General features: G+C 71.3%; 20 protein-coding genes and 2 pseudogenes. 8 read left to right on the top strand and 14 right to left on the bottom strand.

Annotation, left to right across the window (positions count from 1 at the left end; translation table 11 throughout):
• Nucleotides 1-152: 152 nt before the first annotated feature.
• From D8M29_RS02700 to D8M29_RS02680, 5 genes are all read right to left on the bottom strand, one after another.
• Nucleotides 153-1,703, bottom strand: a complete 1,551-nt coding sequence (locus tag D8M29_RS02700; RefSeq protein WP_041102691.1) for a chorismate-binding protein — start codon at nt 1,701-1,703, stop codon at nt 153-155.
• A complete protein-coding gene (hisI, locus tag D8M29_RS02695) occupies nt 1,700-2,080 on the bottom strand; it encodes a phosphoribosyl-AMP cyclohydrolase (RefSeq protein ID WP_041102690.1) in 381 nt (126 codons plus the stop codon). The genes D8M29_RS02700 and hisI overlap by 4 nt, the downstream gene beginning before the upstream one ends.
• Before the next feature lie 116 nt (nt 2,081-2,196).
• Nucleotides 2,197-2,967 carry an imidazole glycerol phosphate synthase subunit HisF gene (gene hisF / locus D8M29_RS02690; RefSeq protein WP_041102689.1) on the bottom strand — a complete coding sequence of 257 codons (771 nt, stop codon included), beginning with the start codon at nt 2,965-2,967 and terminating at the stop codon, nt 2,197-2,199.
• 46 nt (nt 2,968-3,013) lie between these two features.
• Nucleotides 3,014-3,862 (bottom strand): ATP phosphoribosyltransferase, encoded by an 849-nt coding sequence (gene hisG, locus D8M29_RS02685; RefSeq protein ID WP_041102688.1) that lies wholly within the window; start codon nt 3,860-3,862, stop codon nt 3,014-3,016.
• 54 nt (nt 3,863-3,916) lie between these two features.
• Nucleotides 3,917-4,180 carry a phosphoribosyl-ATP diphosphatase gene (locus tag D8M29_RS02680; protein ID WP_041102687.1) on the bottom strand — a complete coding sequence of 88 codons (264 nt, stop codon included), beginning with the start codon at nt 4,178-4,180 and terminating at the stop codon, nt 3,917-3,919.
• Nucleotides 4,181-5,188: 1,008 nt separating this feature from the next.
• Between D8M29_RS02680 and D8M29_RS02675 the strand changes: the two genes are divergently transcribed.
• The 4 genes from D8M29_RS02675 to D8M29_RS02660 all read left to right on the top strand — a co-directional run bounded on the left by D8M29_RS02675 (nt 5,189) and on the right by D8M29_RS02660 (nt 9,709).
• Nucleotides 5,189-5,815, top strand: a complete 627-nt coding sequence (locus D8M29_RS02675) for a DJ-1/PfpI family protein (protein WP_041102686.1) — start codon at nt 5,189-5,191, stop codon at nt 5,813-5,815.
• A gap of 622 nt (nt 5,816-6,437) precedes the next feature.
• Entirely contained in the window at nt 6,438-6,932 is a 495-nt protein-coding gene (locus D8M29_RS02670; protein WP_060973785.1) for a GNAT family N-acetyltransferase, read from the top strand.
• Nucleotides 6,933-7,271: 339 nt separating this feature from the next.
• Nucleotides 7,272-8,693: a hemolysin family protein gene (locus D8M29_RS02665; RefSeq protein ID WP_041103920.1), complete on the top strand. Its 1,422-nt coding sequence runs from the start codon at nt 7,272-7,274 to the stop codon at nt 8,691-8,693.
• A complete protein-coding gene (locus tag D8M29_RS02660; protein ID WP_036337237.1) occupies nt 8,693-9,709 on the top strand; it encodes a CNNM domain-containing protein in 1,017 nt (338 codons plus the stop codon). Before D8M29_RS02665 ends, D8M29_RS02660 begins: the two co-directional genes overlap by 1 nt.
• A gap of 453 nt (nt 9,710-10,162) precedes the next feature.
• Here the strand turns inward: D8M29_RS02660 and D8M29_RS02655 are convergent, their stop codons facing one another.
• Entirely contained in the window at nt 10,163-10,552 is a 390-nt protein-coding gene (locus D8M29_RS02655) for a heavy metal-responsive transcriptional regulator (RefSeq protein ID WP_036382791.1), read from the bottom strand.
• 71 nt (nt 10,553-10,623) lie between these two features.
• Between D8M29_RS02655 and merA the strand changes: the two genes are divergently transcribed.
• Entirely contained in the window at nt 10,624-12,072 is a 1,449-nt protein-coding gene (gene merA / locus D8M29_RS02650; RefSeq protein ID WP_036341525.1) for a mercury(II) reductase, read from the top strand.
• Nucleotides 12,073-12,343: 271 nt separating this feature from the next.
• On the opposite strand, the gene D8M29_RS13755 is transcribed toward merA, so the two are convergent.
• The 3 genes from D8M29_RS13755 to D8M29_RS02640 all read right to left on the bottom strand — a co-directional run bounded on the left by D8M29_RS13755 (nt 12,344) and on the right by D8M29_RS02640 (nt 13,834).
• Complete coding sequence (locus D8M29_RS13755) at nt 12,344-12,484, bottom strand: hypothetical protein (protein WP_002854087.1); 141 nt, start codon at nt 12,482-12,484, stop codon at nt 12,344-12,346.
• Nucleotides 12,485-12,548: 64 nt separating this feature from the next.
• A complete protein-coding gene (locus D8M29_RS02645; protein WP_002854089.1) occupies nt 12,549-13,460 on the bottom strand; it encodes a cation diffusion facilitator family transporter in 912 nt (303 codons plus the stop codon).
• Nucleotides 13,460-13,834 carry a helix-turn-helix transcriptional regulator gene (locus tag D8M29_RS02640; RefSeq protein ID WP_041103922.1) on the bottom strand — a complete coding sequence of 125 codons (375 nt, stop codon included), beginning with the start codon at nt 13,832-13,834 and terminating at the stop codon, nt 13,460-13,462. The genes D8M29_RS02645 and D8M29_RS02640 overlap by 1 nt, the downstream gene beginning before the upstream one ends.
• Before the next feature lie 78 nt (nt 13,835-13,912).
• On the opposite strand from D8M29_RS02640, the pseudogene D8M29_RS02635 reads away from it, so the two are divergent.
• The 3 genes and pseudogenes from D8M29_RS02635 to D8M29_RS02625 all read left to right on the top strand — a co-directional run.
• A pseudogene (locus D8M29_RS02635) lies at nt 13,913-14,047 on the top strand (ArsR family transcriptional regulator); the annotation flags it as partial.
• Between the two features lie 44 nt (nt 14,048-14,091).
• Nucleotides 14,092-14,986, top strand: a protein-coding gene (locus D8M29_RS02630; protein WP_127445789.1) for an IS5 family transposase whose coding sequence is annotated in 2 segments (ribosomal slippage) — nt 14,092-14,448 and nt 14,450-14,986 — 894 coding nt in all. Because the reading frame shifts where the segments join, the coding sequence is not laid out codon by codon here.
• Between the two features lie 113 nt (nt 14,987-15,099).
• The gene (locus tag D8M29_RS02625; RefSeq protein WP_127435080.1) at nt 15,100-16,107 is read left to right on the top strand and encodes an IS481 family transposase; all 1,008 of its coding nucleotides are present in this window, start codon (nt 15,100-15,102) and stop codon (nt 16,105-16,107) included.
• Between the two features lie 266 nt (nt 16,108-16,373).
• Here D8M29_RS02625 and D8M29_RS14350 read toward each other — a convergent pair whose 3' ends face one another.
• The 5 genes and pseudogenes from D8M29_RS14350 to D8M29_RS02595 all read right to left on the bottom strand — a co-directional run.
• Nucleotides 16,374-16,505 (bottom strand): hypothetical protein, encoded by a 132-nt coding sequence (locus tag D8M29_RS14350; protein WP_020624531.1) that lies wholly within the window; start codon nt 16,503-16,505, stop codon nt 16,374-16,376.
• Between the two features lie 418 nt (nt 16,506-16,923).
• On the bottom strand, nt 16,924-17,406 hold the full coding sequence (ribH, locus tag D8M29_RS02610) for a 6,7-dimethyl-8-ribityllumazine synthase (protein ID WP_044659922.1): 483 nt from the start codon (nt 17,404-17,406) through the stop codon (nt 16,924-16,926).
• Nucleotides 17,403-18,716 carry a 3,4-dihydroxy-2-butanone-4-phosphate synthase gene (gene ribB, locus D8M29_RS02605; protein WP_127445788.1) on the bottom strand — a complete coding sequence of 438 codons (1,314 nt, stop codon included), beginning with the start codon at nt 18,714-18,716 and terminating at the stop codon, nt 17,403-17,405. Before ribB ends, ribH begins: the two co-directional genes overlap by 4 nt.
• The gene (locus D8M29_RS02600; protein WP_044659920.1) at nt 18,713-19,369 is read right to left on the bottom strand and encodes a riboflavin synthase; all 657 of its coding nucleotides are present in this window, start codon (nt 19,367-19,369) and stop codon (nt 18,713-18,715) included. The genes ribB and D8M29_RS02600 overlap by 4 nt, the downstream gene beginning before the upstream one ends.
• Nucleotides 19,370-19,567 (bottom strand): annotated as a pseudogene (locus D8M29_RS02595) (riboflavin biosynthesis protein RibD); the annotation flags it as partial.

The following is a 19,567-nucleotide window of genomic DNA, read 5'->3' as shown; positions in this document are numbered from 1 at the left end:
GGTGGCCACGGGCGCGGCGGCGCCGCCCGACGTCGTCGCCTCGGAGGCGATCCCGCCGGACAGGCCCGTGGCGGTCACCCAGCTGCGGCCCGCCGTGAGCAGCACGAGCCCGCCGGCGGCCAGCGCGGTGAGGACCACGGTGCGGCGGCGCATCACGCCTGCCCCAGCTCGCCCGCGGTCAGCACGGACCGCAGCGGCGCCGTCGCCTTGGTGACGGTCTCGGCGGTCTCGGCGTCGGGATCGGAGTCGGCGACGATGCCGGCGCCGGCCTGCACGTGCGCCTGGCCGCGGTGCAGCGTGGCCGAGCGGATGTTGATCGCCATGTCCATGTTGCCCGCCAGGTCGAAGTAGCCGACGACGCCGCCGTAGGGCCCGCGCTCGGTCGGCTCCCACTCGTCCAGCAGCTGCAGGGCGCGGGGCTTCGGGGCGCCGGACAGCGTGCCGGCGGGGAAGGCGGCGCGGAGGACGTCGAGCGCGTCGACGTCGTCGCGCATGCGGCCCTCCACATGCGAGACCAGGTGGAGGATGTGGCTGAACGCCTCGAGCTCCATGAACTGGGTGACCTCGACGGTGCCGGGGCGGCACACGCGCGAGAGGTCGTTGCGGGAGAGGTCCACGAGCATGAGGTGTTCGGCCCGCTCCTTCTCGTCCTCCAGCAGGTCCTTGCCGAGGAGGCGGTCGTCCTCCTCGGTGGCCCCGCGCCGCCGTGAGCCGGCGATCGGATGGGTGACCACGCGGCGGTCCCGCACGGTGACGAGCGCCTCGGGCGAGGAGCCCACGATCTCGTACGGCTCCCCGTCCGGGGTCTCGAAGGAGAAGAGGTACATGTAGGGGCTCGGGTTCACCGTGCGCAGGACGCGGTACACGTCCAGACCGGTGGCGTCCGTGGTGACCGAGAGGCGGCGGGAGACGACGGCCTGGAACACGTCGCCGTCGCGGATCGCCCGCTGGGCCTTCGCGACGGCCTCGCGGAAGCCTTCGGCACCCCACCGGTCCTCGGCCTGGGCGGCGACCTCGTCCGCGTCCGCCTCGAGCCAGCGGCGCGGGACGTCGCTGACCGGGTCCGCGGCCGGGGCGGCCAGGCGCTCGACCATGGCGTCCAGGCGGGCGAGCGCGTCGTCGTAGGCGCGGTCCGCGCCGGTGGCCAGGCCGTTGCCGTTCACCGCGTTGGCGATCAGCGTCACGGTGCCGTCGAGGGCATCGTGCACGGCCAGGTCGGTGACGAGGTTCATCGCGAGGTCGGGCAGGCCGAGGTGGTCCTCGGGCGGGTGCGGCAGGCGCTCCCACGCGCGGACCGTGTTCCAGCCCAGGAAGCCGGCCATGCCGGAGACGAGGTGCGGCAGGACGCCTCCGACCTCGGCGCGCACGTCCGTGCGCAGCAGGCGCAGGCACGCCGCGAGCACGTCCAGGGCGCGGCCCTGCGTGGGCAGCCCCTCGGGCGGGGTGCCCTGCCAGTGCGCCTCGCCGTTCCGCGAGGTCAGGGTGACGGATGAGCCGGCCCCGATGAAGCTGTACCGGGACCACGCCGCGCCCGGGGTGGCGGACTCCATCAGGAAGGTGCCGGGGCGGGAGCCGGCCAGGCGCCGGTGGATCGCCAGCGGCGTGAGGCCGTCCGCCAGCACCGTGCGGACCACGGGGATCACGCGGGCGGTGTCCGCCAGACGCAGGAACTCCGCACGGGAGGGAGTGGTGGCGGCGGTCATCGGGCGGCCTCCTCGGGGTCGACGGCGGCCGGCGGCATGACGAGCTCGCGGCCGGTGAAGCAGGTGCGGGTGCCCGTGTGGCAGGCGGGGCCGGTCTGGTCCACGGTGAGCAGCAGGGTGTCGCCGTCGCAGTCCGCGTGGACCGCGCGCACCCGCTGCAGGTGGCCCGAGGTCTCCCCCTTGCGCCACAGCTCGCCGCGCGAGCGGGACCAGTAGGTGGCCCAGCCGGTCTCGAGCGTCGCGCGCAGGGACTCCTCGTTCATCCACGCCATCATGAGCACCTCGCCGGTGCCCTCCTGCTGGGCGATGGCGGGCACCAGGCCCCGGTCGTCGAAGGTCACGGAGGCCACGAGGTCGTCGGGCGGGGAGAGGCTCATGGAGGTCCAGTCTAGGGAGCCGGAGCGGGGCGTGGCCGCCGGGGTAGGCTCCCCCGCACCCTCGGGCCGGCGCCCCCGCGACGACGCGGCCGCCGCGCGGACGGTTCCGTCCGGGGTCAGCGGACGGTGTGCCCCGCCTGCCGCAGGGCGTCCTTGACGCGGGCGAGCATGTCGTCCGGGCCGAAGTGGAACAGGGAGGCGGCGAGCACCGCGTCCGCGCCGGCCGCGACGGCGGGCGGGAAGTGCTCGGGCTCGCCGGCGCCGCCGGAGGCGATCAGCGGCACGCGCGTCACGGCGCGCACGTCCCGGATCATCTCCAGGTCGAAGCCCTCGCGGGTGCCGTCCGCGTCGATCGAGTTGAGCAGGATCTCCCCCACCCCGCGCTCGGAGGCCTCCCGGCACCAGGCGACGGCGTCGATGCCGGTGCCCCGGCGGCCGCCGTGGGTGGTGACCTCGTAGCCGGAGGCGCAGCCCGGGTCCTCCGTGCGCCGGGCGTCGAGGGAGAGCACGAGGACCTGGGACCCGAAGCGGCGGGTGATCTCCGTGATCACCTCGGGCCGGGCCACGGCCGCCGTGTTGACGGAGACCTTGTCCGCCCCCGTGCGCAGCAGCCGGTCCACGTCCTCGACGGTGCGCACGCCGCCGCCCACGGTCAGCGGGATGAAGACCTCCTCGGCCGTGCGGGTCACGACCTCGTAGGTCGTGGCGCGGTCCGAGGTGGAGGCGGTGACGTCGAGGAACGTGAGCTCGTCGGCGCCGGCGGCGTTGTAGCGGCGAGCGAGCTCGACCGGGTCGCCCGCGTCACGCAGGTTCTCGAAGTTCACGCCCTTGACCACGCGCCCGGCGTCCACGTCCAGGCAGGGGATGACACGCACGGCGAGGCTCACGTCGGCTCCTTCGTCTCGGGGGGCTCGGGCGGGACGGCGCGGGCCGTCAGAGGCGGATCGCGTGGATCGCGGAGATCAGGATGCCGCGGGCGCCCAGGGCGTACAGCTCGTCCATGACGCGGTTGGCGTCCGGTTTGCGGACCATGGAGCGCACGGCGACCATCGTCTCGTCCCGCAGCGGGGAGACCGTCGGTGACTCCAACCCCGGGGTGACCGCGGTGGCCGCCTCCAGCAGGTCACGGCGGATGTCGTAGTCGATCATGACCCAGCGGCGGGCCACGAGCACGCCCTTGAGGCGGCGCAGCAGCACGTCGAGGCCCTCGGGGCGCTCCCCCGCGCGGCCGATCAGCACGGCCTCCGAGTCGAGGATGGGCTCGCCGAAGACCTCCATGCCGGCGGCGCGCAGAGTGCTGCCGGTCTCCACGACGTCGGCGATCGCGTCCGCCACGCCGAGCTTGACGGAGGACTCCACGGCGCCGTCGAGGTGCACCACCGTGGCGTCCAGGCCGGTGCGGGCCAGGTAGTCGGAGAGCAGGCCGTCGTAGCTCGTGGCGATGCGCTTGCCGGCGAGCTGCTCGGCGGAGGTGAAGGAGCCGGCGGGGGCGGCGAGACGGAACACGGAGCGGCCGAAGCCGAGCGGCATGATCTCCTCGGCGGTGTCCCCCACCTGCGCGTCGCAGAACAGGTCGCGGCCGGTCAGACCGACGTCGAGGGTGCCCTGGCCGACGTAGACGGCGATGTCCCGTGGGCGCAGGTAGAAGAACTCCACCTGGTTCTCGGGGTCCACGAGGACGAGCTCGCGGGAGTCCCGGCGTTGCCGGTAGCCGGCCTCGGTCAGGATCTCGCGGGCGGACTCGGACAGGGCGCCCTTGTTGGGCACGGCGATGCGCAGCACGCGTCGGTCTCCTCGGGGATGCGGTGGGGCGGGCGGGGAATGGGGCCGGCGGCCTCAGAGGTGACGGTAGACGTCCTCGAGGCTGATACCGCGGGCGATCATCATGGTCTGCACGTGGTACAGCAGCTGAGAGATCTCCTCGGCGGCGGCCTCATCCGACTCGTACTCGGCGGCCATCCAGACCTCGGCCGCCTCCTCGACGACCTTCTTGCCGATCGCATGGACGCCGGCGTCGATCTGGGACACGGTGCCGGAGCCCTCGGGGCGCTCCTGCACCTTGCGCGTCAGTTCCGCGTACAGCTCGTCGAAGGTCTTCACGGGACCACCCTAGCGACCCGGCCCCTCCAGCCCGGACCGCAGTCGGTCATTGTGACGGACGGGACGGCGGGGTCTTCGCCACGCGCTGCACCTGTGAGCCCACGTGGTACGTCCAGGCCGCCCAGCATCCTCCCCCTCCCCGGCCTGCATGCTCTTCCATCCCCCATCGGGACACGAGCGCGAGGCATCGCGGCTCCAGGACGAATCCACGAGACTCGGTCGTCCTCCGGGCGGCCATCCGATCCACCTCCCAGCGGCCCACGCGGTGGGGGGTGAGGGGGGACGGGCTGAACGCGCCCGTGCGGTCCGAACGGACGGCCCGGGCGAGCTCCGACAGGTGGGCACGACACGCTCGTTCCTGACCCCAGCGACGACACCGCTCCTTGCACACCTGTGACACCGCCCGGTAGATCACTGCCCCGAACTCCGCCCGGGCCCACCGCACAGATCTGTTGGGCGACGCACGCATCCATCTCGTGGACTGTCCACGCGTGCTGACCTCGGGTCCAGGTCCCGGAGGCCACTGGTGGGCGGCGCGGCCGCGCCTACGTCGCCGACGGGGAACCGGCATGATTTGGCGAGCGGTCCTGCGGAGGAATCGCCGGCGTGGCCCTCCTCCCCCTCCTAGACGGGGAGCAGAACGCCGTGCTCGGACCCTCGGATTGGACCATGACCCACCATGATGAAGGTGCCCCATTCCGTCCCCCGCGCCGGCGCACCACCGTGCGGGGCGTCGGCCGACTCCCACCGGGGCTGGCCTGCAGGTCCCCGACGGTCTGTCCCACCACGTCATGGACCCTCCTCCACTTCTGTCCAACAGCCCGGGCCGGGGCCGTGACTGACGCGATGGCCTTGTGGGTGGGCGGGGCGGGTAAAGGGGTATACCCGACTTGACGGCGCGGGGCTGGCCCAACGAGGACTCGGCACCGGGGATAGCGCAGCGAATCATCCTCCACCGAACCCGGCGTTCAACACCCTGTGCTGCCGGCCGGTGCGAGGATGGGCGACATGACGGCGACTCCCCCGGCACCACGTCGTGTCTGCATCGTGCTCTTCGAGGGCTTCGAACTGCTGGATGTCTTCGGCCCCGCCGAGCTCTTCGGGCTGGTCCCACAAGTGAGCGTGGAATACGTCGGCCCTCAGCCCGGCCCGGTCACCAGCTCCCACGGCGCCCAGGTCGTCGCAGACCTCGCCTACGCAGACCTCGCCCAGCCCGGCATCCTGCTGGTCCCCGGCGGCCAGGGGACCCGGCGGCTCGTGCACGACCAGGAGTTCCTCACTTGGTTGCGGCATGTGGCCGGCACAGCGCAGATCCTCGCCTCCGTGTGCACCGGTTCGGCTCTCCTCGCCGCGGCCGGTCTGCTCGAGGGTCATCAGGCGACCTCGAACAAACGTGCCTTCACGTGGGCCGCCGGCTTCGGCACGCACGTGGACTGGAAGGCACAGTCCCGGTGGGTCCAGGACAGGAACCGGTGGACGTCCTCTGGTGTAGCCGCAGGCATGGACATGACCGCCGCACTGATCACCGAGCTGCATGGCGAGGCCGTCGCCGAAGCGGCCACACGCCGCGCAGAGTACGAGCCCCACACGGACAGCTCCCGGGACCCGTTCGCCGCCCGCCACGGCTTGAGCTGATCTCTTCCCTTCCGACCCCATGGCGGCGACCCGGACTACCCCGAGCCGTCGTCGTTGCCTCCCACGACCGGTGGCTCCCACATCGTGTCGCACTCCTCTCCCTTCGGGCCTCACCGACATGCGCCGGCGACGTGCCCCAGGGGCATCTTCTCCTGCGCCGGTCCATCCACAGGACCACGCGGACACCTGTCCAGCGCACGCCGGCTGACGTACCAGCGTGGTCCCGCAGGGTCCTCGACAGGGGGTGGTGTCCGCTCGGGGCCGGGCGGGCACCTCCAACTGCTTCCGCCACGGGGTGGGGCCTAGGGCAGCCTGGGGTCGTGCCGGGGCCAACGCAGCGGCGGGGCTCGGGGTGGCCACCGAGCCCAACGCGAACGCCCTCGCGCTGCTGCGCGGGGGCGTCGTGGTCATCGTCCGCTCTCGTGGTCCTCCCGGCACTCCGGGCAGGGGCTCCTTCGGGGGGCATCCGGTCGGCTCAATCGGTCGTTTGTGGCCATCCTGGCTCGCGCCATATGCATGGACACAAGTTCGAGACTGTCCGAGGCAGGGACCAGGTACTTCACTTCGACCGGCGCCGACGAACTGGTTGACATCTCCGGCCCGCCGGGCTCTGCTTGCCCTCATGACGGAACAGGTTCGCCTCCGGCCACTTTCCCCGGGGGATGCACCCGAGATGGCCAGGGTCCTAGCCGACCCGGCCCTCTACCAGTACACCGGGGGTGAACCGCCGACCGTCGAGGGGCTCACCCGCCAGTACACCCTTCAGAGCCGGGGCCACTCGGCTGATGAGACCGAGACCTGGCTCAATCACGTGGTGGTATTCGAGACCTCCGGGGAAGCACTCGGCTACGTTCAAGCCACTATCCCGGTCTCTGGCCAGCCCGCCGAAATCGCCTGGGTCATCGGAGCACCGTGGCAACGCCAGGGCTGCGCCTCAGCAGCAGCTGCTCTCCTGCTGGCTGAACTCGCGGACATGGGCGCGAAACAGGTCATCGCCCATATCCACCCCGACCATGAGGCGTCAGTCGCCGTGGCCCGTCGTATCGGAATGAGCCCGACCGGCGAGGTCGTGGACGGCGAAGTCCGATGGGAGGGCCCGGTGACCCCCAGGGGATGACCGGCCCCTCCCCCACGTCCCCCGCCTTGGGGCGTCGAGGGCGTGTCTCCCAACGTGGCAGGGTATTGGGCGACAGGATGGAGTCGTGTCGCGTACTCATACCCGGCTGGACATCCTGGCGGGCAGATGCCCGATGTCGGCGGCGAGGCCACACCCCACCCTGCCCTGCGACCGGTTACCGGTGGTAATGTGCCGCCATTATTCATTCGACCCCTTTTGGAGCCCCTGAATACATGAGCGACGGCCCAGCCGCCTGCCCTGGTGACAGTCCGAGCGTCACCCCCACCCCACCCCGCAGCTGGCGGGGTCGCCTGCACCTCGTGGGGAGGTGACTCAGGCATGGATCCAGTCCTGACACTGATCCTCGGATCCCTCATCATCCTGGCGATCATCGCCGCCAACGGCTTCTTCGTGGCCCAGGAATTCGCGTACATGTCTGTCGACCGCGTCCGCCTGCAGACCGCCGCCAAGGCCGGCGACCGCGCCGCCGCCCGCGCACTGCAGGTCACTCGCCGCACCTCCTTCATGCTCTCCGGCGCGCAGCTGGGGATCACGGTCACAGGCCTCATGGTGGGCTACGTGGCAGAGCCGATGGTGGGTGCGGCCCTGACCGAGTTGCTCGGCGGCACCGCACTGCCTTCTGAAGTGGTCATCGCCATCTCCACGCTGGGCGTACTGATGGTGGCCACCCTGGTGCAGATGATCATCGGCGAGCTGTACCCCAAGAATTTGGCCATCGCCAACCCCGAGCCCTTGGCCCGCGCTCTGGCCAGGCCCACGCAGATCTACCTCGGCCTGTTCGGCTGGCTCATCTGGGTCTTCGACAAGGCGGCCGAGGTGCTGCTCAAGCTCCTGCGCATCGAGCCAGTGCACGACGTCGACAGCACCGCCACCGCCGAGGACCTGGACCGCATTGCCCTGGACTCCAGAGCGTCCGGATCCTTGCCCGCGGAGGTCTCCGTCCTGATCGACCGGGTGCTGGACTTCCCAGACCAGGACGTGCAGCACGCGATGGTGCCCCGCTCGCGTGTGGACGAGGTTCAGCCCCAGACCTCCCTGGCTCAGGTGCGCGACCTGATGGCCACCGGCCACACCCGCTACCCGGTGATCTCGAACGAACACGAACCGCTCGGGGTAGTCCACCTCACCGACCTGCTCGGTGAGACCCGGATGGCCCCGGACACCCCCGTGTCCGCCCTGATGCGCCCTGCACTGGTGCTGCCCACGATGATGTCCCTGCCCGACGCAGCCCGGGAGCTCGACGGCTCAGGGCAGCAGATGGCGTGCATCGTGGACGAGTTCGGCGGCTTCGTCGGCGTGCTCACAGTGGAAGACCTCGCGGAGGAGCTCGTGGGCGAGCTCACGGACGAGCACGACCTGCACCCCCAGGAGGAGATCACCGCCACAGGCCTGCACTCCTGGGTCCTGAGCGCAGAGGCCCACCTGGACGAGCTCGAGCGCCTCGTCGGGCACCCCCTGCCCGTGACCGAGGCCGAGTCCGCCGCCGGTCTGACCATCGACGCTCTGGGCCGTCTGCCCCGGGAAGGCGAGGTCATCACGATCGACCTGCCCGAGGACCCACGAGACTTCGGGGCTGAGGAGGTCTACGACCGCCACCTGCAGGTCGAGGTCCTCTCCATCCAACGCAGGGTCCCGGCTCGACTGCGGATCCACCTCATCGAGGTGCCCCGCTCTGACACCGCCGGCAGCCATGCCGCCCACGAGGCCCAGCCCGACGCCACCACGGACGAGGAGCGATGATGCACGGTCCACTGATCGTCATGCTCGTGACCACAGCGCTGATCGTGCTCAGCGCGATCTTCGTCATCATGGAGTTCTCCCTGCTGGGCGCCCGCCGGCACCGGCTAGAGGCCGAGGCAGGACGCAGCCGCGCCGCGCGGGCCGCTCTCAAGGGAGTCGACGAGCTGACCCTCATGCTCGCCGCAGCCCAGTTGGGCATCACCTTGTGCACCTTCGCCCTGGGGGCGATCACCAAGCCGGCCGTCGACGCATGGCTCGGCCCCGTCCTGGAGGACTGGGGCATCCCCGCAGCGGCAGCCGGAACCGCCTCCTTCGTCCTGTCCTTGCTGGCCGTGACCTTCCTTCACCTGGTCATCGGGGAGATGGCCCCCAAGTCCTGGGCCATTGCCCACCCCGAGACCGCAGCCAAAGCCGTGGCCGTGCCCGCACGCGCCTTCGTCTGGACCGTTCGCCCCCTGCTGCTGCTGGCCAACCGGCTGGCCAACCGCCTGGTGACCCTCAGCGGCGTCACCCCCGTGGACCAAGCCGCCGTGGGCGGCTACGACGCAGCGGCCATTCGTCAGCTGGTTGAGCACTCCGCCGCCGCCGGCACCCTGGACCGGCAGAACCATGAAGCCTTGGCCGGTGCCCTGGACCTTCAGACCCTCACTCTCGGGGACCTCCTCCCCCAGGGTCAGCACCCGGTCAAGGTCGCCCCCGACGCCGACGTCGAGGCGGTCCAGAATGCCGCTGCGTGCTCAGGGCACTTGCGTATCCTGGTCCAGCCGGACCATACCCCTGAGAGCGTTCCGGGCGTCGTCCACGTGCGGGACACCCTCACGATGGAGCCTTCTGCGCCAATCCAGCCGCTTATCCAGCAGGCTCTGACGCTGCCCTCCACCACACCGTTGCACGAAGCACTTGCCTCCATGCGCCGCAACAGCCGCCAGCTGGCCGCAGTAACCCAGGACAACCGGTTCACTGGGGTCGTCACCCTCACCGACGTCTTGCGCGGAGTGTTGCCCCGCGCGGCTTGAGTCCACACCTCGGCAACACCACCGCGGGGGCCGCTGAAACGGCCCCCGCGGTGGTGTGGACAAAGAATCAGAATCGGCACAGTGGCCTCGCCCCCCATTCCGGCCTCAATGGGCTCAGTCATGCTCCGACTCACGGGCGTGTAACGGCTAAATCGGTCGTTTGTGGCGGCTGCTCGGTGTGCCGCCCGGTGTCATGTGTGGCTTGCGCCGCTATATGGCGGGGTTCTGTCGGAGCTCAGTGGCGGCCTCCAAGCACGCGGGCAAGAGGGCGCTGCGAGTGAGGCTCACGTTCCGCAAGCCGATCCTTCACCGGGACAGCGGCCGACGGCAGGCCGGAGGAATAGGCGTCGCGATAGGGTGCACCCCGCGCAACAGAACCGTTGCGAAAGGTCTAACACCCCAACGCAACAGAGTGGGCCGCCATGCGCTGCCACGGGCCCGTGAACTTCGGTGTCACAGGTAGCGGCAGACATCCTCGGGGGAGCACGTGGCCGGGTCGCCGGCGGCGGCGTCCTCGCGCAGGTCGGCGATCGTGGTGCGTAGCTGCGCGAGCTCGGCGAGTTGCCGGTCGATCACATCAAGGCGGGTGTCGAGCAGGTCGGTGACGTGCCGGCAGGGGGCCTGCCCCCGGTCGCGGATGTCCAGCACCTGACCGATCTGGGCCAGGGTCAGCCCGGCCGCTTGCCCCCGGCGGATGAAGTCCAGCCGGTCGAGCACCTCGGCGCCGTAGTCCCGGTAGCCCGCCGGGGTGCGGTCCGCGGCGGGTAGCAGCCCGACCTCCTCGTAGTACCGCAGGGTCTTGCTCGTCGTGCCCGACGCCCGAGCCACCTCACCGATCCGCATGCCACTCATTCTCCCCCTTGACCTTCCAGTGCACTGGAAGGTCGATCCTGAGGGCGATGAAGGAGGAGTTCATGACGGCAACGGCTAACAGCAGGTCGTATGACCTGGCAATGATCGGGTTCGGTGGGGCGGCGTTCGCGGCCGCGATCCGCGCCACCAACCTCGGCAGACGGGTGGTGATGATCGAGCGTGGCACCGTCGGCGGTACCTGCGTGAACACCGGGTGCGTGCCCTCCAAGGCCTTGCTCGCGACCGCCGAGGCCCGCCACGTCACACTCGACGCCTCCCGGTTCCCCGGCCTGCCGCTCCCCGAAGTCCGGCCGGTCGACATGCCCGCCTTGATCGCCGGCAAGGATCGGCTCGTCGGGTCACTGCGTGGCGAGAAGTACCTGGACCTGGCCACCGAGTACGGATGGGATCTCCACCCCGGGGACGCCACGTTCGTCGGCACACCCAGCGAGCCGGCACTGCGCGTCACCGGCCCTGACGGCACGGTGGAGACGGTCCGGGCCGCGCACTACCTCATCGCCACCGGCTCCAGGCCCTGGGCGCCGCCGGTCCCCGGCCTGCAGGAGGCCGGTTACCTGACCTCGACCACCGCGATGGAACTGGACCACGTCCCGGAGTCGCTGCTGGTCATCGGCGGCGGCTACGTCGCGATGGAGCAGGCCCAGCTCTTCGCTCGGCTCGGCGTCCGGGTCACCATGCTGGTCCGCTCACGGCTGGCGTCCCAGGAAGAACCCGAGGCGTCCACCGCCCTGGATGAGATCTTCACGGACGAAGGCATCCAGATCATCCGCGGCGCGGTGCCCAGCGCGGTCCGCCGCGACCCGGCCACCGGCGAGGTCACGGTCACTGCCACCACCACTGACGGCTCACAGGAACTCCGGGCGGCCGAGGTACTCGTCGCCACCGGGCGCCGCCCGGTCACCGCCACGCTCGGTCTCGACACCGTCGACGTGCGCACCGGCGACCACGGCGAGGTGGTTGTCGACAGCCATCTGCGCAGCACCAACCCGCGCGTCTGGGCTGCCGGTGACGTCACCGCCCACCGTCAGTTCGTGTACGTCGCCGCGGCCCACGGCGCCCTCGTCGCCGACAACGCCCTCACCGGCGCCGGCCTCGAGGTCGACTACCGCCACCTGCCCCGGGTCGTGTTCACCAGCCCCGCCCTGGCCGCCGTCGGGATGACCGAACGGCAGGCCTCCGCTGCCGGGATCCGCTACGACAGCCGTGTCCTGTCACTCGCGCACGTCCCACGCGCGATCGTCAACCGCGACACCCGCGGGTTCATCAAGATGGTCACCGACGCCGACACCGGCCGCATCATCGGCATTACCGCCCTGGCCCAGGACGCCGGCGACCTCGCCGCCGCCGGGGTCTACATGCTCGAGGCCGGCATGACCACCAGCCAGGTCGCCAACCTCTGGAGCCCCTACCTGACCATGGCCGAAGGCCTCAAGCTCACCGCGCAGGCCTTCACCACCGACATCGCCAAGCTCTCCTGCTGCGCGGCGTGAACCTGCCCCGCACACAGGGACACCGATAGGGGACCGCCTCGCCCCGGGGCGCGAGACAAGAAAATGGGCGCCGATCAGCCCTACTTACTGGCACCCCTGCGTATCGGACCTGCAACCACCGGGGAGTTCAGTCGATGCAAGAACTCCCGTCCCAGGCCTATATCTGGACGTCTTCACGACCTCTACGTGCTCGACCCGACGAGGACAGCACTGGACGACGCGATGACCGCCTTGCGGCGCCGCCATGAGGCCGCGGTCCGTTTGGGCCGCGTCACCGCACCACCATGACCACGATCGTCACCACGTAAGCCGCGGCGACCAGACCGATCCCCAGCAGGGTGAGCACCACCCCGCGCCGGGCCGGCCGCTGGCCCTCGTCCGGCCCGGGGCCCTTGCCGTGCTTCGCGGTCATCGCGCGCTCCTAAGACGTTGCTCAAGCATGTGCGGCTCTCGCGAGCGGGCTTCCGTGCCGAGTGCTACCAGCTCAGGTCGTGACAGCCGTCGCTGCCGGCGCCCTCCACCTGCAAGGTGGCATGGGCGATACCGTAACGGTCGCGCAGCACCCGGCGCGCGCCGGCAAGCACGGCGCCGTGGTCCGCGCCCTGGTCAGCGACCAGGTGGGCCGTGGCCACGTTCATCCCCGACGTCAGGGTCCACAGGTGCAGGTCGTGGACCTCCTCCACCCCCTCGACCGCGTCCAGGTCACCGGCGACGTCCTCCGGGTCCACCCCTTCCGGGGCGTGCTGGCCCAGCACCGCGATCACCTGCCTGCCCAGAACCACCGCCCGGATGATGACGAAGACCGCGATGAGCGCCGCGACCACGACGTCCCAGATCGGCTGGCCGGTGAGGATGATCAGCACGCCGGCGACCATGACACCCACCGACCCGGCGGCGTCGGCGATCACCTCGTAGTAGGCGCCCTTGACGTTCAGGCTGTCCTTGGCCCCGCTGCGCAGCAGCAGCATGGAGATGATGTTGATCACCAGGCCGGCGAAGCCGACCGCGAGCATGGCGCCGGAGGCCACCTCCGGCGCGTCGCCCAGCCGGCTGATGGCCTCGACCACCACGTACACCCCGACCGCGAGCATCGCCAGCACCGCCAACGCCGAGGCGAACACCTCGGCCCGGTAGGAGCCATAGGTGCGTCGCCCCGTGGAGTCCGGCCGGCTCGCGATGCGCGTCGCCAGCAGCGCCGCACCCAGCACCACCACATCGGCAGCCATGTGCCCGGCATCCGACAGCAGCGCCAACGACCCCGACACCAGCCCCGCGACCAGCTCGATCAGGAAGAAGCCCGCCGTCAGGGCGAACGCCCCCGCCAGCCGCCGACGGTAGCGGCCACCGGCATGCCCGGTCGCCGGGGCATGGCTGTGTCCCGCCCCCATCAGCCCTGCCCCTCGTGGCGGGCGTGCTCACGGGAGACGTCCAGCAGCATCCGCACATGCCCGTCAGCGAGGCGGTAGTACACCATCCGCCCCTCCCGGCGGTTCTCGACCACCCCAGCGGAACGCAGCACCCGCAGCACCTGGGACACCGACGCCTCCGCGACATCGACCGACGCCGCCAGGTCACACACGCACAGCTCGCCGGCCTCCAGCAACGCATACAGCACCCGGGCACGGCGCGGGTCCCCCAGGAGCTTGAACAGCCCGGCCAACCTGCCGGCCTCGCGCTCGTCGGGGATCCTCTCCCGGGTCAGCGCCACCTTCTCCGGATGGACGGCGGTGACCTGACACGAATCCAACGGCGTCACACTCATGCCACGACCATACACCTATGCAGATATCAGCAGCGGGAGCCACACACGAGAGGTCAGCAGGTTCTGTATGGTCAGCGCATGCTGACTATTGCTTCGCGGCTGGACGTGATGAACCGGCTGGGCCGGGCGATGGCCGACCCGACCCGCTCCCGCATCCTCATGACACTCCTCGAGGGCCCGAGCTACCCGGCGGTACTCGCCCGCGACCTAGGGCGTGTCTGAGAATAGATGCACGAGTCAGCTGAGACCCTGGGGACATGTCCCGGTTCCAGATGCTCTCTGACACCCAATGGGAGTTGATCGCCCCGATGCTCCCGACCCGGACCGGCCGCGCCGGCAGGCCGTTCGCCGACGCCCGCACCATGGTGGAGGCGATCATCTACCGGTACCGGTGCGGAATCGCTTGGAGGGATCTGCCCGAGGTCTACGGGCCCTGGCAGACCGTGTGGACCTGGCATCGGCGCTTGGCCGAAAAAGGCACATGGGACACGGTGCTGGCCACGCTGACCGCCGCCGCTGACGCCGAAGGCCTGATCGATTGGTCGGTCTCGGTGGACTCCACGATCGCCCGCGCGCATCAGCACGCGACGAACATCACCCGCCACACAGGGGGATGGGTCGAACTACAAGAATCCGCGTGAGGAGCCGGCCGATCACGGCATCGGGCGCTCCCGTGGCGGGCTGAGCACGAAGATCCATCAGCTCGTCGATGGGACCGGGCTGCCGCTGGTCAGCCTGATCACCCCCGGCCAGGCAGGGGACTCCCCGATGCTGCTTCCTCTTCTGGAGCAGCTGCGCGTGACCCGGCCAGTAGGGCGGCCCCGGACCCGCCCCGAGGCCGTGCTGGGCGACAAGGCGTACTCCTCCCGGGCGATCCGCACCCACCTACGCGCCCGTGGGATCAAAGCGGTCATCCCTGAACCGGCCGACCAGCAGGGCCACCGCAGACGGCGCGGTGCCCGCGGCGGGCGCCCCATTGGCCTCGACGCGGCCGCCTACAAGGGCCGCAATGTCATCGAGCGCCAGTACGCGCACCTGAAGCAGTGGCGGGGCCTGGCGACCCGGTATGACAAGTACGCGATCGTCTACCGGTCCGCTGTGGTCCTGAATGCTGTGATCGCATGGTCCAAACGATTGTCAGACATGCCCTAGGTGTTGTGGGTGATGAGGTTCTTGCCACGGGGTACGGGCTGAGATGAGACGAGCGGGCCTCTCCCGCAGGATGGAAGTTCCTCAACAACCCACCTGCCAGAAGAGACCCGCTCATGACTCACGCTAACGCACCCCTGACCCCGACCGGCCGTCTCAGGATGGTCCACCGCCACCTGCACGACGGGATCCCGCAGTCCCACGTGGCCGCCGAGTTCCGGGTGAGCCGGCCCACGGTGGCCACCTGGGTGGCCCGCTACCGCGCCGAGGGCGAGGCCGGGCTGCTCGACCGGCCCAGCCGTCCGCGCCGTTCACCTGCCCAGCTCGACCCCGAGGTGGTGGCCCAGATCCAGACCCTGCGTCGCAGGGAGAAGTGGTCAGCCCGCCGCATCCATCACCACCTCGTCTCCGAGGGCCACCGGGTGTGTCTTCGTACCGTGGGACGGTGGCTGCACCGACTCGGGATCTCCCGGTTACGGGACCTGACCCCGGCCGGAGAAGACCTGCGCCAACGACCGCAGAAGATCACCGCCCGCGGCCCGGGGCACATGGTGCACCTGGATGTGAAGAAGATCGGGAAGATCCCAGACGGGGGCGGCTGGCGTGCTCACGGACGTGACAGTGAAGCAGGCCGTGCTTCCAAGCGTGGTGCAGGCCGGCGGGTCGGCTACACCTACCTGCACTCGGCGATCGACGGGTACACCCGCCTGGCGTACACCGAGGCGTTGGAGGACGAGAAGGCGGTGACCACGATCGGGTTCTTCTGCCGGGCCCGCGCGTTCTTCGCCGCCCACGGGATCCGGATCGACAGGGTGATCACGGACAACGGCAACAACTACCGGGCCGCGGACTTCACCGCCAAGGTGGTCTCGCTCGGGGGCCGGCACCACCGGATCCGCCCCTACACCCCGCGCCATAACGGGAAGGTCGAACGCTACAACCGGCTGATGGTCGATGAGGTCCTCTACGCCCGCCCGTATACCTCAGAGCAAGCTCGGCGTGAGGCCCTTCAGGTGTGGGTGAACCACTACAACTATCATCGGCCTCATACCTCCTGCGGAGACGCCCCTCCGGCCTCACTGGCACCGACCCGAGTCAACAACGTCATGCCCTCCTACAACTAGGGCTTCGATGACCGCGGCCTGGCTGGGCGTTGCCGGGTTCGTGGCGGCCTCTCGACGCACCGCGTCGCGGATCGCTTCGGGCACTCGCACGTTCAGGGCCGCGGTCGGCGCCCCACGCCGCGCCAGGGGCGCATACCCACCGGCCGGGTCCGAGGTCGTTGCCGGTTCTGCGGGGATCACCGCTCCGGGAGCCGGGGTCTGGGGGGCCGGGGTGGGCTTGCGTCGCTGTGCTCGCAGACTCAGGTCGGGCTCAAGCTGCTTCTCGTTCATGCGGTGATCCTTTCGAAGATGAGGCCGGCCAGGTCGGCGTAGGCGGAGGCGACGGGTTCGCGCTTCTCATAGTGGCCCAGCCAGTCGCAGGCCAGACGTGCACCGGGGACGATGGAGCGGGCCGGCACCAGGGGGGTGAGCAGCAGCCCGGTCTCGCGCAGCTCCCAGCAGGGCCATGGACTGTTTGAACGCGGCCACGCTGCGGCAGGCTCCGTGCACCCCGACGCAGTCGTCCGAGGCGGGGCGGGCCGCATAGATCACCCGTCTGCGGCGGTGAACGCGTTGGGGGTCAACGGCCCGCCCTGACGGTCGGGGCAGTGGACGACGAGCTGTGGATGCCGCGAGCGAGACGAAGGGCGGGGGCTTCGCGTCTCCGCCTCTATCGTCGGGTCCCCGCGCCCTCCGGCCGACCCCATCCATGACGGCGCGGGGCTGCCGGCGTTCCGGACGGGCCCGGTTGACCGGCCTGCGATCACCCCACCGGCCCCGGGGACAGGGTCCACGTCGAGAGCAGCCGACCCAGCAGGCAGCCCCGCCCGGCCACCCTCAGTCCCGTGGCGTGACCGAGCGCAGCGCGAGCTCGGTGAGGACGGCCGCCTCGAGGGCCTCGCGTCCCTTGTCCTCTCGGGATCCGGGCAGGCCCGCCCGGTCGCGGGCCTGCTGCTCGGTGTCCACGGTGAGCACGCCGAAGCCCACGGGAACGCCGGTGCGCACCGAGACCTCCGTCACGCCCTGGGTCACGGACTGGCACACGTAGTCGAAGTGCGGGGTGTCCCCGCGCACCACGACGCCGAGGACCACGACGGCGTCGAAGCGCTCCGCCAGCCGCGCCGCAGCGACGGTGAGCTCGACGGTGCCGGGCACGCGCACGAGCACGGGCTCCAGGCCCAGGTCCGCTGCGGCGGCCTGCGCCCCGGCGATCAGTCCGTCCATGATCTCCGTGTGCCACTGGGCGGCGACGATCGCCACGTTCAGGCCGCTCGCAGCGGCGGGGTCGGGGGTGAAGGTCGGGGCTCCGGCGCCGCTCATGGGGTGTCCTCCTGGTGGGTGGGGTGGGTCGGGTCGGTGGTCGGGTCATCGGCCGGCGTGGCGGGGCCGCCGGTGGCCGTCGGCGGTTCGAGCACGCGGTCCGCCAGGGCGTGGGCCATCCGGTCCCGCTTGGTGCGCAGGTAGACGACGTTGTGCTCGGTGACGGGCGTGGGGGCCGGGACACGCTCGATGACGTCGATGCCGGCCGCCCGCAGCCCCGCGACCTTCGCGGGGTTGTTGGTGACCAGGCGGATGCGCCGATGGCCGGCGGCCGTGAGGACGGCGGCGGCCCCGGCCCAGTCGCGCGCCTCGGCGGGCAGACCGAGGGCGAGGTTGGCCTCGACGGTGTCCATCCCCTCCTCCTGGAGCCGGTAGGCGCGGATCTTGTTCGCCAGGCCGATGCCGCGTCCTTCGTGGCCCCGGAGGTAGAGGACGGCGCCGCCCTCGATCGCCGCGCGGGCCAGGGCGTCCTCGAGCTGGGGGCCGCAGTCGCAGCGCAGGGAGCCGAGGACGTCGCCGGTGAGGCACTCCGAGTGCACGCGGACGGTGAGGGGACGCTCCGGGTCGGTCTCCCCCGCCACGAGCAGCAGGTGTTCGGCCCCGGTCTCGGCGTCCACGTGCACGCTCACGCGGAACAGGCCGTGCCGGGTCGGCAGGGTGGCCTCGGCGGGGACGGCGGTCAGGGCCGGCGTCGTCTCCTCCAGGTGGGCCACGAGGTCCTCGATGGAGATGAGGACGAGATCGTGCTCGTCGGAGAACTCCCGCAGGGCGGGCAGGCGCATCATGGTGCCGTCGTCGTGGACGAGCTCGGCGATGGCGGCCACGGGCGCGACGCCGGCCAGGCGGCACAGCTCGACGCCGGCCTCGGTGTGGCCGCGGCGGGCCCGGACGCCGCCGGGGACGGCGCGCAGGGGGAACACGTGACCGGGCCGGGTCAGGTCACCGGGGGCGGCACCGGGGTCGGCGAGCACGCGGAGGGTGCGGGTGCGGTCGGCGGCGGAGATGCCGGTGGTGACGCCGGCGGCGGCGTCCACGCTCACGGTGTAGGCGGTCCCCTTGGGGTCCTCGTTGACGGTGGTCATGGGCGGCAGGGCCAGGCGGTCGGCCAGGCCGGCCGGCAGGGGCGCGCAGATGACGCCCGAGGTGTGGCGGACGGTGAAGGCGGTGACCTCGTCGGTGGCCAGGGCGGCCGCGTAGATCAGGTCGCCCTCGTTCTCGCGGTCGGCGTCGTCCACGACGACGACGGGCCGGCCGGCGGCGATCGCGGCGATCGCCGCGGGGACGGGGTCCAGACGGATGTGCTCGCTCACGGGCGGGCCTCCTCGGTGGGTGCGGCGGGGGCGGACGGGATGAGCGCGAGACGCTCGGCGTACCGGGCGAGGACGTCGGTCTCGAGGTTGACGCGGTTGCCCGGCCGCAGGGCGCCCAGGGTGGTGGCCTCGAGCGTGGCCGGGATGATGCCGACCTCGAACCAGTGCGCGGCCGCGCCCGGGTCGGAGACGGCGGTGACGGTGAGGGAGACGCCCTGCAGGGCGATGGCCCCCTGCGCGGGGACGTAGCGGGCCAGGCGGGCGGGCAGGCCGATGCGCAGAGTGGTCCAGGCCCCGTGCGGGGTGACCGCGAGGACCTCGCCGGTCCCGTCCACGTGGCCCTGGACCACGTGCCCGTCCAGGTGGTCGGTGGGGCGCAGGCAGCGCTCGAGGTTGACCCGGTCCCCCGGGGCGCGGTCGCCGAGGCTGGTCATGCGCAGCGTCTGGCCCATGAGGTCGGCACGGAACACGCCGGGGCGCTCCGTGGGCTCGTCGAGGGCCGTGAGGCACACGCCGTCGACGGCGAGCGAGCCGCCGGCGGGCAGCCCGTCGAGGGCGCCGCCGGCGTCGAGGGTCAGCAGGGCGGTGTCGGCGGCCGCGTCGTGCTCGAGGGCGACGACGGTGCCGAGATGGGTGACGATGCCGGTGAACACTCAGTCCTCCTGGAAACGGGTCGGGGCGGGGGCGGTGGGCAGGCGCGGGGCCGGCACCGGGCTCAGGTGGGTCCAGACGTCGACGCCGAGGGCACGGACGGGGCCGCCCTCCGCGGGGTCGGGGTGCCAGCGCAGTCCCTCGGACAGCGTGGCGACGTCCAGGCCGGCGACGGCGGCGCGGCCCGGGCCGAGCAGCAA

Origin of the sequence: Micrococcus sp. HSID17227 (assembly GCF_003989405.1) — a bacterium.
Lineage (GTDB): Bacteria > Actinomycetota > Actinomycetes > Actinomycetales > Micrococcaceae > Micrococcus > Micrococcus luteus.
This window is presented reverse-complemented; position numbering and strand designations above follow the sequence as displayed.

Excerpts from the sequence above, each read along its gene's own strand:
- D8M29_RS02645 (WP_002854089.1), bottom strand. The coding sequence starts at position 13,460 with ATGGGGGCGGGACACAGCCATGCCCCGGCGACCGGGCATGCCGGTGGC.
- hisI (WP_041102690.1), bottom strand. The coding sequence starts at position 2,080 with ATGAGCCTCTCCCCGCCCGACGACCTCGTGGCCTCCGTGACCTTCGAC.
- D8M29_RS02655 (WP_036382791.1), bottom strand. The coding sequence starts at position 10,552 with ATGCGGATCGGTGAGGTGGCTCGGGCGTCGGGCACGACGAGCAAGACC.
- ribH (WP_044659922.1), bottom strand. The coding sequence starts at position 17,406 with ATGAGCGGCGCCGGAGCCCCGACCTTCACCCCCGACCCCGCCGCTGCG.
- D8M29_RS02700 (WP_041102691.1), bottom strand. The coding sequence starts at position 1,703 with ATGACCGCCGCCACCACTCCCTCCCGTGCGGAGTTCCTGCGTCTGGCG.
- D8M29_RS02625 (WP_127435080.1), top strand. The coding sequence starts at position 15,100 with ATGACTCACGCTAACGCACCCCTGACCCCGACCGGCCGTCTCAGGATG.
- D8M29_RS02660 (WP_036337237.1), top strand. The coding sequence starts at position 8,693 with ATGCACGGTCCACTGATCGTCATGCTCGTGACCACAGCGCTGATCGTG.
- merA (WP_036341525.1), top strand. The coding sequence starts at position 10,624 with ATGACGGCAACGGCTAACAGCAGGTCGTATGACCTGGCAATGATCGGG.
- D8M29_RS02640 (WP_041103922.1), bottom strand. The coding sequence starts at position 13,834 with ATGAGTGTGACGCCGTTGGATTCGTGTCAGGTCACCGCCGTCCATCCG.
- D8M29_RS13755 (WP_002854087.1), bottom strand. The coding sequence starts at position 12,484 with ATGACCGCGAAGCACGGCAAGGGCCCCGGGCCGGACGAGGGCCAGCGG.
- D8M29_RS02670 (WP_060973785.1), top strand. The coding sequence starts at position 6,438 with ATGACGGAACAGGTTCGCCTCCGGCCACTTTCCCCGGGGGATGCACCC.
- D8M29_RS02675 (WP_041102686.1), top strand. The coding sequence starts at position 5,189 with ATGACGGCGACTCCCCCGGCACCACGTCGTGTCTGCATCGTGCTCTTC.
- D8M29_RS02665 (WP_041103920.1), top strand. The coding sequence starts at position 7,272 with ATGGATCCAGTCCTGACACTGATCCTCGGATCCCTCATCATCCTGGCG.